General features: G+C 65.1%; 9 protein-coding genes and 1 pseudogene. 4 read left to right on the forward strand and 6 right to left on the reverse strand.

What is annotated here, in order from left to right; translation table 11 throughout:
* Positions 1-270: 270 nt before the first annotated feature.
* The 4 genes and pseudogenes from BMZ97_RS26365 to BMZ97_RS26380 form a co-directional block, all read right to left on the reverse strand.
* A pseudogene (locus BMZ97_RS26365) lies at positions 271-549 on the reverse strand (transposase); the annotation flags it as partial.
* A gap of 311 nt (positions 550-860) precedes the next feature.
* On the reverse strand, positions 861-3,362 hold the full coding sequence (locus BMZ97_RS26370) for a methyl-accepting chemotaxis protein (protein WP_092176990.1): 2,502 nt from the start codon (positions 3,360-3,362) through the stop codon (positions 861-863).
* A 230-nt stretch (positions 3,363-3,592) separates the two neighbouring features.
* A complete protein-coding gene (locus BMZ97_RS26375; protein ID WP_244546603.1) occupies positions 3,593-4,312 on the reverse strand; it encodes a LysR substrate-binding domain-containing protein in 720 nt (239 codons plus the stop codon).
* A 173-nt stretch (positions 4,313-4,485) separates the two neighbouring features.
* Positions 4,486-5,364: a LysR family transcriptional regulator gene (locus BMZ97_RS26380; RefSeq protein WP_092176996.1), complete on the reverse strand. Its 879-nt coding sequence runs from the start codon at positions 5,362-5,364 to the stop codon at positions 4,486-4,488.
* Between the two features lie 114 nt (positions 5,365-5,478).
* On the opposite strand from BMZ97_RS26380, the gene BMZ97_RS26385 reads away from it, so the two are divergent.
* From BMZ97_RS26385 to BMZ97_RS26400, 4 genes are read left to right on the forward strand one after another with little or no spacing between them, the layout of a single operon-like run.
* A complete protein-coding gene (locus BMZ97_RS26385; RefSeq protein ID WP_092177184.1) occupies positions 5,479-7,005 on the forward strand; it encodes an ABC transporter substrate-binding protein in 1,527 nt (508 codons plus the stop codon).
* A gap of 56 nt (positions 7,006-7,061) precedes the next feature.
* Positions 7,062-7,997: an ABC transporter permease gene (locus tag BMZ97_RS26390; protein WP_092176999.1), complete on the forward strand. Its 936-nt coding sequence runs from the start codon at positions 7,062-7,064 to the stop codon at positions 7,995-7,997.
* Between the two features lie 4 nt (positions 7,998-8,001).
* On the forward strand, positions 8,002-8,814 hold the full coding sequence (locus BMZ97_RS26395) for an ABC transporter permease (RefSeq protein WP_210188341.1): 813 nt from the start codon (positions 8,002-8,004) through the stop codon (positions 8,812-8,814).
* Between the two features lie 36 nt (positions 8,815-8,850).
* On the forward strand, positions 8,851-9,795 hold the full coding sequence (locus tag BMZ97_RS26400) for a serine hydrolase (RefSeq protein ID WP_175525755.1): 945 nt from the start codon (positions 8,851-8,853) through the stop codon (positions 9,793-9,795).
* A gap of 177 nt (positions 9,796-9,972) precedes the next feature.
* Here the strand turns inward: BMZ97_RS26400 and BMZ97_RS26405 are convergent, their stop codons facing one another.
* The gene (locus BMZ97_RS26405; protein ID WP_210188342.1) at positions 9,973-12,765 is read right to left on the reverse strand and encodes a PAS domain S-box protein; all 2,793 of its coding nucleotides are present in this window, start codon (positions 12,763-12,765) and stop codon (positions 9,973-9,975) included.
* A 107-nt stretch (positions 12,766-12,872) separates the two neighbouring features.
* A complete protein-coding gene (locus tag BMZ97_RS26410) occupies positions 12,873-13,235 on the reverse strand; it encodes a response regulator (RefSeq protein WP_092177188.1) in 363 nt (120 codons plus the stop codon).
* Positions 13,236-13,523 lie beyond the last annotated feature (288 nt).

Consider the following 13,523-nt stretch of genomic DNA (forward strand, 5'->3'; position numbering starts at 1 on the left):
CTCGTTCGAGATTGAACGAAACGAATGTTTCATAGCGAAGCGTCACAAGTCAATGGGGCCCGTCGGCCGCGAACGAGGTACGCCGAGCCCGACCACGGGCCTGCTGATTGAGCCGCTGAGAGTTAAGCGGCCGACCTATGCAGACGGACACGACCAGCGTCCGCTTCTTGCAGACGGCTCAATGTCCGCTCCTGGCGGATATCGTTGAAAAAGTCGGCCTGCGAGCGAGGCGGTCACAGGCTGCGATTTGCCGGCGAGCGCTTTCGCCCTTCACGCGGCCCTGATCTGCGGCCCGTTCGGCAGAAGCTTGGCGAGCTTCCTGAGGTTCTGGGCTGCGGCGGCGAGGTGGAACTCGTCCCTGGCGCCGCTCGGTCCGCGTAGTCGCAGCCGATCGAGCCTCAGGATGCGCTTGAGATGGGCGAAGAGCATCTCGACCTTCTTCCGCTCTCGCCGCGAGGTGACATAGGCGTCGGTCTGCGCGATGTCCCTTGCCATGTCGCGAGCGCCCTCGTGGATCGAGCGCAGGATCTTGCGAGCGGGTGTGTTGGGTGCGGGTCAAATTCTTCGCATTCGGGAAGACGTCTAGGGCGAGGAATTTGATCTCACCAGCAGTGACCCAGGTAACTGGCTTCCGGCCGATGCGCTCGACCAGGCGCGGACGATACTTCACCTCGCAGCCTAGCCTCTCGTCGCTGGCGGCGGCGGCGGCGAACGTCTTCCCAGCTATGCGGCCTCCGAGGCTGCGGCGAGTAGGGGGAACACGCCCGGATTGGCTGGACTGACTTTCAAAGAACGGGGCCTGGACCGTGTCCGGTCCAGGCCCCTGGATCTCGTCTTTGCTTGGGACGAAGAGGCGTGGCTCAGAACTCTTCCCAGCCCGCGTCGTTGGCGCGGGTGTTGGCAACCTTCTTTGCGAGCGCGGCCGGTGCTGGGCGGGGCGCCGGGGCGGCGGTCCGAGGTGCCTGCGTCCGAGGTGCGGGGACTTTGGTCTTCCCAAAGGCAACCTCCGCCAGCTGGCGCAGGCGCGCGGGCTCTGAGACCGGCGCGCTGGTCACCGCTGGCGCTGCGTAAGCGGCGTCCGGCCCGGTCTTGAACGCCGCGACGAGGTCGTTGAGCTGTCCGATGCGGGCGGAGAGGGATGCGGCGGATGCTGCGCTCTGTTCGGAGAGGGCTGCGTTCTGCTGGGTCATCTCGTCGAGATGCGCCACCGCCTGGCTCATCTCGTCGATGCCATTGGCCTGTTCGCCCGAGGCCGACGAGATGTCGGCGATGGTGGCGGCGACCTTCCTCGAATGGCCGAGGATCTGGCTGAGCTGGTCGCCGGCCTGGCGGACGAGCTTGACGCCCTCGCCGACCTCCATGTTCGACGAGGAGATCAGGGTCGAGATGTCCTTGGCCGCGGCGCTGGAGCGCTGCGCCAGCGTGCGCACTTCCGACGCGACCACGGCGAAGCCCTTGCCGGCATCACCGGCCCGCGCGGCTTCCACCGCCGCGTTCAGCGCCAGGAGGTTGGTCTGGAAGGCGATGTCGTCGATCACCCGGATGATGTCGGAGATCTTCTGCGAGGCGCTCTCGATGCGCGCCATGGCGTCGACGGCCTGGCCGGCGATCTCGCCGCCCGACTGCGCCGCATGCATCGCATCGTTGGCGATGGCCGCTGCGTCTTTCGAGGCCTGGGCCGAGGCCTTGACGCTGGCGGCCAGCTCCTCGGTCGTGGCGGCGGTCTCCTCCAGGCTGGAGGCCTGCTCCTCGGTGCGCTTCGACAAATCGTCCGCGCCCATGTTGATCTCGCGGGCGGCGAGGCCGACATCGGCCGAGGTGACCTGAATGGTGCGCACCGTCGAGGACAGCCGGTCGACCGTGTCGTTGATCGCGCCCTTGAGCTCGGCGAACTTGCCGCGATAGGCCGAATCCACCCGCACCGTAAGGTCGCCGCCGGCGACCGCCGAAAGCGCCCTGGCGAACTCGCTGGTGGCCGAATCCACCACGGCGTTGATCTCGTTGATGCCGGCGACGAGCTTCTGCATCTGCTCGTCCGACTGGTCGATCTGCAGACGCGCCGAGAAATCACCGGCTGCCGCAGCCGCAACCACCTCGCCGACATCGGAGACCACCGCTTCCATCGACTGGGCGCGGGCGAGACGGGCTGCGGCCGCCAACTGTTCCTGTGCCTCCAGCGCTCGGACGCGCTGAATGTTGGCCTGGAAATCGCCCAGCGCATGACTGATCGCGTCGATCTCGACCATGTTGACCTTAGCCGGGATTCTGGCGTCGTCGGCGCCCGACAGCATCAGCCCGACTGAGTTAGCCAATTGCCCAAGCGGCCGAACCACGCCGCGATGGAACAACAGAACAATTCCGACCACGACGCCGGTGACGATCAGGATCGCCAGGAGCGAGAGTGCCAGGCGCCAGCCTGCGCTCGACAGATCGGCATCGATCTCGACTTTCGCCTGCTCGAAGGCGGCGTCGCGCATCTGCAGGATGGTTGCCAGCGATTTCTGCGTCCAGGTGCGCCAGTCGGCGAGGGCGATCTCGACCGGCTTCCCGTCGCGGGCCGCCTCATACATCGTCCCATAGGTTTTGGATTCTTCGTCGCGGAAACCGGTCTTGACGATCTCAAGCGCAGTCTTGAGCTGCGGGTTGGTCTGCATCTGCGCCACGGCCTGGTCGATCAGCAGCCAGAGCTGCTCGATGCGGCCGCTCAAACGATCGACTTGGGATACGGCGGCGGGCGTCAGTTTGATGCCGCTGCCGACATACTGCGTGAAATGGACCGACCGGCTGCCGGCTGCCTCACGCACCGTCGTCGCGAGTTCGCCCAGAGAAACCGTGTTGCTGACCTCTGGGTTGAGATCGCCAATGCGGGCTCCGAGCTGGCGCTGGAGCGCGGATTGCTGATTCAGCAGTTCGAGGACGGTGCCGCTGAAAACCTGCGCCGCCTTTGGATCGCGCTGCTGCAGTGGCCTGGCCCCCTCCGCTGTGGCGAGCTTGCGCGCGTCGGCGAGGCGTTGGCTGATCTGGGACACGGGGCCCGCGAACTCCGGACGCTTGGCGAAGGCGGTGTCTGCGAAACTGGCTTGCATCTGCGTGATGCGGGCGTCGGTGGCACGTGCCGCCTGGTTGGCCGATGCGGCGATCTTTCCGTCGGGGTCCGCGGCCAGGACCACCTGCGTGATCACGCCCCGTTCGATCGCCGCGCTCTCGATGACGCGGCTGACAGCCTCTGACGCGACGACGAGGCTGCGTGTCTCGCGAGCCGTCGAGAGTGAGTGCATCTGCTGATAGGCGACATAGCCACTGGCCAGGATCGCTGCGGCGCCGGCCGCGATGGTGCAGATCAGAAAATGCGTTACGCGCATGATGTCGGGTCCCCGCCGCGCCTGACCCGGCCATCTCGCGAACCGCGATAGCGCGGCAGACCGACACGTTTACGGGAGCTACGGACACAGCCATAGCGAAGGCGGCGTTAACGCGACCTTTCGAGAGGCCGGTAAGACGAACGTCTGCTGTCGGGTAACACCCCAATGTCAGCTTGTGGCGCTGGGCCTACGCTCCAGATCCGCTGGTTATTGCGACCCGATCAACCACGCTAACTCTGCTCCGTGCTGGCGTTGGTGTCTTGCATGATCTTGACAAACTGGCTCGCCAAACGCGGAAGGGGCCGGCTTCGCAACGCCATCAGGCAGACCGTGATTTTGATCTCCGGCTCGATTGCAAGTTGAATAAGCCCATCAAATCGCTGGGCTTGCGGCAATAGGCTGTCGACCAGGGATACGTCCCCCCGTTCCGACATCAGATGTGCCGCCGAGATGCTGTAGGGCACAGTCATCACGGGCGCATAGTCCAGGCCTCGGCGCTCATGCGCCTGAGCGATCAGCCAGCCGAGCGGCGATTTTTCCCGATCGAAGCAGATCAGGCGGCGATCGCGCAAATCCTCCAGCCGCGCCCGGCTCCTCGCGGCCAGCGGGTCGTCCTGTCGCACCAGAGCGATGATCGAGCCGCTCACCAGCGGCGTCAAAGCGATGTCGTCGGTGACGCGCGGCGAAAACATCAGGCCGAGATCGGCCGTGCCGCGGGAGAGTTCGCTCGGCGGGTCGCCCATGATGAGTTCGACACGCGCCAGGGGATAATCCTGCGTCAGTCTTCTCAAGGCGCGTGCGATCAATCCCTGACCGATGCTCGGCGTCGAGGCGATCCGCAAGGGCGTCTCCTGGCCGGCCCGCAGGCGGGTGGCCGTAGCGCGCAAAGAGCGCCACTCCTCCTCCACCGGCGCGAGCGCTGCCATCAGCGAGACCGCCTGCGGCTTCAATATCAATCGGCCATCCTTACGCTCGAAGACGGCGACCCCGAGGCTTGCCTCGCTGCGGGCGATGATCTTGCTGATCGCCGACTGGGTCAGGTGGAGCCGGCGAGAGGCTTCGACCGTCGTGCCATGACGGTGCACGGCGAGGAGCACGGCGGCATCCGAAGGAGAGAACGGCCTCATGGCATCCTGCGCCCCTGCAGCTCGTCCAGCAGCAATCGCGCCGGGCGGCCGAGGGCGGAACCGCGGCGCTGATGCGCATAGGCCGTCACGGGCGGGCTTTGCTCCAATGGCAGGGTGAGAAGGCCTTCGACGAGGTTGCTGCTGATCACGAAGCCGTCGACCACAGCCAGACCCACCCCTTCCCGGACGAGGTGGCAGGCTGTGTCGGTATGCCGGACCGTGATGGCAATCTGCCCCGCCAGCCCCGCTCCGATCAGAGCGCTCTGGAAGCTGTCGGCGGAGCTGACGCCGTCCGGGGCGTAGCTCACGAGGCGCTCGCCTTCCAGATCCGCGCGGGTCAGCTCGCGGCGCCGGGCCAGCGGGTGTCCGCCTGCCAGCACGCAGACGAGCGGACTTTCGCCAAGCGGCAGGTCCTCGATATCCGGCGTCTGCATCGGCCCATAGGAAAGTCCGAGATCGACCTCGCCGGCGGCCAGATGCTCGCGGACATGGTCGAACATGATCTCGACGGCGACGGCCTCGCTCAGGCTTCGGCGCGTCTGCGCGATCGCCGGGGGCAGGATGCTGTGTGCGAGACCCGGCACTGTCGCGACCCTCAACCGATCTGCCATGCCGACGCGGATCATGTCGGCCTCATGCCGGGCCCGGCGCAGCGTAGCGAAGAGCGGCTGGGCTCGCTGGACCAGCGCCAGAGCTTCCGGTGTCGGCACCAGCCGACCTTGGATGGTGACGGCGAGGCTGAGGTCAAGCTCCTCCTCTGCGTGCTTCAAGGTCTTGATCACCGCGGACTGGCTGACCCCGAGGCCCTGCGCTGCCTCGCCCGTCCCGCGCAGCCTTACAAAGGCATCCAGCGTCAGCAGCGGTCCCAGCCTCATTGCTATTCCAATCAGTTGAAGATCTCGCCCAATGTTTCATTGGAAGGACTAGTCCGGGCTGTGGAAGGATGCAATCCGCCGCAGAAGAGCGGCCACAGGATCAAGGGGCTCGGCATGACCACATTTCGTTCGTTGATGTCCGCCGGCACGGTGGCGCTCGCGCTCGCTGCCCCGGCGCTGCTGGCGGCTCCGTCCAGCGCCCTGGCCAAGGGCGTGCTGCGGCTGGCGCAGACGCAGGATCTCGTCTCGCTCGACCCGATCGCGACCAGCGACAATGCCTCGATCTACGCTCAGCTCCTGATCTTCGACACGCTGCTGCGGCCGAGCAAGGATGCGACGAAGCTGGAGCCCGGCCTCGCCGAGAGCTGGACGGTCAGCGCTGACGGCATGACCTACAGCTTCAAGCTTCGCGAGGCGAAATTCTCCGACGGCACGCCGGTCAGGGCGAGCGATGTCGCCTTTTCTCTGAAGCGGGCCGGCAGCGACGCCTCGAGCTGGAAGCGCTTCTTCTCCGGCATCGATACGATCGAGACCCCTGACGACAAGACCGTCGTGCTCAAGCTGAAGAAGGTCTTCACGCCGCTGCTCAACAACCTCGCGCTGTTCTCGTCGGCGATCCTGCCGCAGAAGGCGTTCGAAGCGGCCGGCGACACGTTCTTCGAAAAGCCGATCGGCAGCGGCCCCTTCATGGTCGCGGCCTGGAACAAGGGCCAGGGCCTCTCGCTGAAGAAGAATGCCAGCTACTGGCAGGCCGGCAAGCCCGACCTCGACGGCGCCGAACTGATGGTCATTCCCGAGGGCAATAGCCGCGTGCTCAAGCTGCAGGCGGGCGAGGTCGATGCCGCCATCGATATTCCGCTGAACCAGGTGCAAGGGCTGGGCCGCGACGGCAAGATCAAGACGGCGGTGGCCAATGTCTTCCGTACCGATTTCGTCATCATGAACACACGCAAGAAGCCGTTCGAGGATCAGCGCGTCCGGCAGGCATTGAACTATGCGATCGACAAGGAGGGGCTGGTCAAGGCGCTGCTCTACGGAACGGGCAAGGTCTCGAACTCGCCGATGCCGCCGATGGCCTATGCCGACTCCAGCCTGAAGCCCTATCCGCACGACCTTGCCAAGGCCAAGGCCCTGCTGGCGGAGGCCGGCTACAAGGACGGCTTCAAGACCTCGCTGCTGGTGGATTCCAGCCGGCCCCTGCACCGCCAGCTCGGCCAGGCCTTGCAGGCGGCCTTGAAGCAGATCGGCGTCACCGCCGATATCCGCCTCGTCGAGGGCGGCACGCATTGGACGACGACGAAGGCCGGCGACTACGAGATGGCCGTTGCCTATGCCACGAGCGACACCATCGACCCTGACCAGCTTGCAGGCTTCCTGATCGTCAATCCCGAGCGCGCCAATGCCTACCACACGGAGTGGAAGAGCGAGCGCGTCAACGAGCTCTACGACAAGGAGCGCGTCACTGCCGACGGGCCCGAGCGCGGCAAGATGTTCCAGGAGATGATCAGGAACGCGCATGACGGTGCGCCCTCGGTCTTCCTGTTTTATCCCGGCACCTCCTATGCCTATCGCAGCAATGTCGAGGGCTTCGAGGTCCTGCCGACTTCGAATTTCCGCCTCGAAGACGTCAAGCTGAAGTGAGGTCGGCGATCTGAAGAGAGGCACGGGCGCCTCGTCGCCCAAGCCCCGTCCCCGCCATGCTGATCTACATTCTCAAGCGCCTCGCGCAGCTGGTGCCGGTTCTGTTCGGCATCACGCTGGCGTGCTTCCTCCTGCTGCGCGCCCTGCCGGGCGACCCTGCGACGCTCCTCCTCGGCGCGCGTGGCGGGCCCGAGGAGATCGCGCTGATGAAGCAGCGGCTCGGGCTGGACCTGCCGCTGTGGCGCCAGTACCTGCTCTTCCTCGGGGATATCGTCTCCGGCAGCCTCGGCCGCTCGGTCGTGCATGCGCGGCCGGTGATGCAGCTTGTGCTGGAGCGGCTGCCGGCGACCTTGTGGCTCGTTGCATATTCGACCGCGCTCGCCGTGCTGATGACCGTGCCACTGGCCTTGTGGTCGGCGATGGAGCGCGGGCGACCGGTCGATCTCGCGATCAAGCTCGCCTTCACGATCGTGATCGCGATGCCCTCCTTCTGGCTCGGCCTGATCTTCGTCATCCTGTTCGCGATCTGGCTGCCGCTGTTCCCGACCTCTGGCTATGGCGACGATCTGCTCTCGCGGCTGCACCATACAACCCTGCCGGCGCTGGTGATCGCGCTCGCCACCGCCTCGCTGACCATCCGCAGCCTGCGCAGCGCCATCCTCGCCGTGCTCGGCTCGGACTACGTTACGACGGCGCGTGCGAAGGGCGCCGGTACGGCTCGGCTGATGACCGTTCATGTCCTGCCGAATGCGCTGATCTCCTCGATCTCCGTGCTCGGCGCCCATACGAGCTGGGTGATCGGTGGCACGGTCGTGATCGAGACCGTCTTCGCGCTACCGGGCCTCGGCTCGCTCTTCGTCGAATCGATCTTCGCCCGCGACTATCCGCTCATCCAGGGGCTCACCATCGTCTTCGCCGTCCTCGTCGTGCTGATCAACCTGGCCACGGATCTCGCCTATGCGCTCGCCGATCCGCGCATCCGGCTGGAGTGAGCCGATGAGCCGCCTCCGCTCCAATCCGAGCCTCTTTGTCGGGCTCGCCATGCTGGCGCTGCTCGCCGCCTTCGTCGCGCTCGGCCAGCTTTGGACGCCGCAGGACCCGTTCGGGATCGACTACGGCAACACCTTGCAGCCGCCCTCGCTCGCCAACTGGCTCGGCACCGACGATCTCGGCCGCGATGTGGCCTCGCGGGTGCTGGCTGGCGGCTATGTCGACCTCAAGGTCGCGCTGATCTGCGTCGCGGCGCCGGCCATTCTCGGCATCGCCATCGGCGCGATCTCGGGCTTCGTCGGCGGGCGCGTCGACACCTGGATCATGCGCATCACCGACATCTTCTGGGCCTTCCCGTTCTACGTGCTCGTGATTGCGATCGTCGGCGTGCTTGGTCCCGGCGAGACCAATCTCTACCTCGCTTTCCTGCTCGTGAACTGGATCTCCTTCGCGCGCATCGTGCGCGGCGAGGTCCTGGTGCTGCGCAACCTCGAATTCGTGCAGGCGGCGCGGAGCCTCGGCTGCTCGACGCCACGCATCGTGATCGTCCATGTGCTGCCAAACGCGGTCAACCCGGCCATCGTCTACGCAATGGCTGACGTGGTCCTCACCATCCTCGCCGTGACCTCGCTCTCCTTCCTGGGGCTCGGTATCCAGCCTCCGACACCGGAATGGGGGCTCATGATCTCGGACGGCCGCCAGTTTCTCTTCGACGCCTGGTGGATCGCGACCTTCCCCGGCCTCGCCATTATCTACACCGGCGTCACCTTCGCGCTGATCGGCGAAGGTCTCGACACTGCGCTGCGCCCCAAGGGTTGACGGCCGTCCCCACCCGATTCGCCACAGGTTATGCCAATGAGCTTCTTTGACGACGATCCCGTCCTGCAAGGCATCGGTACCCTGCTTGCTGAAAAGGCCCATGCGACCTTCCGCGAACGCGGCGTCCCGCCCGAACAGTTCGGCTATGTCCTGCTGCAGCCCGGCCGCGATGGCGGGCGGCCGAGAGGCGCGGCCCTGAACGCGGGCTGGCGCAGCTATCCCTGCTCCTTGGTCAAGGTGTTCTTTCTCGTCGCCGCGCAAGCGGCGCTGGAGGAAGGGCGGCTTCAGCCTCACGAAGAGCTGGAGCGCGCCATGCGCGATATGATCCTGTGGTCGTCGAACGCTGCCACGAACTACATCATCGACCTGCTCTCGGGCACGACCGGAGACACGCTCCTGACAGATGCCGAGATGGCGGCCTGGAGCGGGCGGCGTCAGAGCGTCAACCGCTACTTCGCCGCGCTCGACTGGCCGGAGCTCGACGGTATCAATCTCGACCAGAAACTGATGGACGATCTGCGCTATGGCCGCGAGAAGATCGGCCTCGATCAGTCGCCCATCGGCCACAATGTGCTCACACCGATCGCCATGGCGCGGCTGATGTACGAGATTTTCCATGGCTCGCTGCTGGGCGAGACCTGCCGGCCGGTCATCCGCGACCTTCTGGCCCGAAACCTGGAAAGCCCCTTTGTCCAGCGAGGTGCCTATCAGGTCTCAGGCTATCTCGCCGGCGGCATGCCGGCGGGCACGCAGGTCTGGTCCAAGGCTGGCCGTACCCGCTGGCTCGGCGACGAGCGCGCTGAGTTTCGCCGGCATGACGCGTTGCGGTCAATCCTGCCGAATGGCGAGGCATTGATCGCCGTCGTGTTCACCCAGGGCGAGGCGATCGCCGAAGACGATGGTTTTTTTCCGTCGCTCGGAGCGCTGATTGCGGAACAGATCGTGCGCCGCGATGTCGGACACAGCGTTCGCCAGCGATAGAGCGCTTTCGAGCGAAGTGGATACCGGTTCGCGTGAAGAAACCGCGATAAAACAAGAATATAGAGCGTTTTCGAGCGAAGTGGACGCCGGTTCGCTCGAAAATGCTCTAAGCTCGGCACCGGGCAGCGCAGCCCGACACGAAGCGGGCAGCCCACTGCATGGCCGACGCGGCGTATGTCAACGCTGATCTTCCAGGTAGATGGCGAGTTCGTCTACCAGGCGGCGCGACGCGTCGACATCAGAGGCTTCGGCCGCCTCTTCGAGGCCCGCGCCGAAATCGGTGATCGCCTGGAAGCCGAAGGCACCGCCTGATCCCCTCATGTTGTGGCCAAGGATCGTCACAGCTTCGAAATCGGCCCGGTCCAGCGCGTCGCCCATGGAGACGACATGCTGTCTGCAACTGTCCAGGTAGGCGGGGACATAGGCCGCGAGCCTGGCGCTTGGGCGCCACGACCTGGGCGCTTCGAGGCGATCATCGCTGCGCAGAAGGGGCGACGCGACCGTGGAGTAGTCCTTGATCGCCTGGAGGAGCACGTCCTGCTTGATGGGCTTGGTCAAGTACGCCGTACAGCCCGCCGCTAGGCAGGCCTCGCGATCGCCCTTCAGCGCCGACGCCGTCAGGGCGATGATCGGGGTTGGGGCGCGGTCATTGGCCTTTTCCCAAGCGCGGATCGTTCGCGTGGCGGTCAACCCGTCCATGACCGGCATTTGTCGATCCATCAGCAGCAGATCATAGCGGCGAGCTTTGAACATCTCGCAGGCGATCAACCCAGTCTCGGCCACATCGACGAGGTAGGGCGTATCTTCGAGGTAGGCCAAGGCGATGGTGCAGTTGTCCGGAGAATCCTCGGCCATGAGGATGCGCAACGCCGGCAGCGGTGCCTCCGGGCTGGCGCCCACTGGCGCGCTGACAGGCCGGCTGGCGGCCGCCCAGATCTCGAACGGAAGGGAAAAGGCGAACACGCTTCCCTTGCCCATGGTGCTGGTCACCCAGATCCGACCGCCCATCAACTCGACCAGGCGCTTGGAGATCGTCAGGCCGAGGCCCGAGCCGCCGAACCGGCGCGTCGTGGAGGAATCGGCCTGGGTGAAGCGCTCGAAGACGCGGTCGAGCTTGTCGGCGGCGATGCCGATGCCGGTGTCCGACACGCAGAACCGAAGCGCGGTCGGGGCGGAGCCATCCTGGTCTCTTTCGACCTTCAGGGAGACCTTGCCAACCTCAGTGAACTTGATGGCGTTGCCAAGCAGGTTGAGCAGCACCTGACGCAGGCGGGTCGGATCGCCGATCAGATCGTTGCTGACGTCCGGCGCGATCTCGCAGACCACGGTCAGCCGTTTTTCCTGCGCCTTGGGGGCGACCATCTCGATCACCTTCTCGAGGTGGTCGCTCAACGAGAAGCCCGTCTGCTCCAGGTCGAGCTGCGAGGCCTCGACCTTGGACAGGTCCAGGATGTCGTTGATCAGGTTGAGCAGGTTGTCGCCCGCGCGGCGGAAGATCTGGACGTATTTGTCCTGCTCGGGCGTGAGCGAGGTCTTGGCCAGCAGGTCGGCGATGCCCATGACCGCATTCATCGGCGTGCGGATCTCATGGCTCATGCTGGCCAGGAAATCGGACTTCGTCCGGCTGGCGCTCTCGGCGTCAGCCTTGGCTTGCTGCAGCTCGGCCTCGACCCGCTTGCGCTCGGTGACGTCGCGCGCCGCCGCGAAGACGCCCTTCAGGGTACGGCTTCGGTCATAGAAGGTGGTGGCGTTGTAGGACACGACGGCCTGCTTGCCGTCGCGGCTTCGCACCGTCAGCTCGTAGTCAGTGAGCGACTTTTCAGCGAGGACGCGCTTGATCCCCGCCTCGGCCCGCTCGGGATCGGTGAAGCAGTCCTTGAACGGTGCTCCGATCAACTCGTCGCGGGTGGAGCCGGTCAGGGCCTCGGTCTGTTTGTTGACGTCGGTGATGATGCCGGCAGAGTCGGTGGTGATCAGGGCGTCGATGTTGGATTCGATCAGCGAGCGGGTATAAAATTGCTGGTCGCGCAGGCGTTGGTCCGACCTCTTCTGCTCTTCCTCGACCAGCTTGCGGGCGGTGTTGTCGGTGCCGATCAGCAGGTAGCCAATGATGGCACCCGCGGCATCGCGCAAAGCCGTGACCGAGACGACTGCCGGAAACCGGGTGCCGTCCTTGCGGATATAGGTCAGCTCGTAGATGTCCTCGATGCCGCGCGAGGCCTTGAACACCAGGGCCTCAAATCCAGGCTCGATCGGCGTCGCCAGTTCGGCGCTCAAAGCCCGGGCCCGCACGACCAGTTCCTGGGGATCGGAGATGTCGGCCGGCGTGATGGTGTTCATCACCTCGGCGGCCGTATAGCCGAGCATGCGTTCGGCGCCGACATTGAAGATCTGGATCACGCCCTTGGCGTCGGTGGCGATGCTCGAGAAGTTGGCACTGTTGAAAATGGCGCTCTGCAAGGCGCCGGCTTTGAGCAGGGCCTCTTCAGCCTCCTTGCGCGCCGTGTTGTCGGTGCCGATCAGCAGATAGCCGATGATAGCGTCCTGCGCATCGCGCAATGCCGTGACCGAGACGACTGCCGGAAACCGGGTGCCGTCCTTGCGGATATAGGTCAGCTCGTAGATGTCCTCGATGCCGCGCGAGGCCTTGAACACCAGAGCCTCGAACCCCGGGGTGATGGCGGTCGCAAGTTCGGTGCTCAAGGCCTCAGCCCGCGCGATCAGCTCCTGGGGATCGGAGATGTCGGCCGGCGTGATGGTGTTCATCACCTCGGCGGCCGTGTAGCCGAGCATGCGCTCGGCGCCGACATTGAAGATCTGGATCACGCCCTTGGCGTCGGTGGCGATGCTCGAGAAGTTGGCGCTGTTGAAGATGGCGCTCTGCAAGGCGCCGGCCTTGACGGTCGACTCGTCCGTTTGGCCACGGGCCGCGGCTTCGGTCGCTCGAGCCAGCGGAGCCTCGTTGCCCACTTCCGTCTTCGAAATTGAGATGGGGAGTTTCCTAACTCAAAACAGATGGGCCGTGACGCTTTCGAATTGGAAGGGTCACTCGAAACGAGAGCAGGATTGATCCGGCTCTAGTGGAGAAGCTTGCCGACGGCGAGCTCCAGCTGCTCCGGCCAGTACGGTTTCTGGATGAACTGGCCACCCCCGACGAACAGGTCGGACATGTCGGCGGTGAGTGGGCTGCCGGATGTATAGAGCACCCGCAATCCCGGCCTGATGCCGATGGCCTGATTGGCCACATCGTAACCGCCGAGTGCCAATTTGCCGAGGCGGATGTCAACGAAGAGCATGTCGATATGCTGGCTGGCGGAGAGGTGCAAAAGCGCGCTCTCCAAATCGTCGGCCAGCAGTGGCGTGTGCCCCAAATCCTCGATAGCCCACTCGGCAGCCAGGCGAATGACCATTTCGTCCTCGACCACAAGAATAACGGCCATCAGAGCAGCCTCGTGCATGATCGCGGCATTCAGGAACCCCTATCGCGTCGTCTTGATGGATTCGACGACGCGCACATAACGCGCAAACGATGCAAAGGTTCCGGTTATTCCCAGGAGCAGCCCACCGTCATTGCGGCCGTGCGACACAAGGGGGCACAGCCGATCCTGGGCCTGGGCGTTGGCGCGTTCACGCAAGCGCCTGGACTTGGCCCGGCTAATCGTCGACCGGGCCATGTCCAGGCATCAGAATTGGCTTTCCAGCGTCAGAACATGCGGAGAGGAGGCTTG

Origin of the sequence: Allobosea sp. OK403, assembly GCF_900113835.1 — a bacterium.
Lineage (GTDB): Bacteria > Pseudomonadota > Alphaproteobacteria > Rhizobiales > Beijerinckiaceae > Allobosea.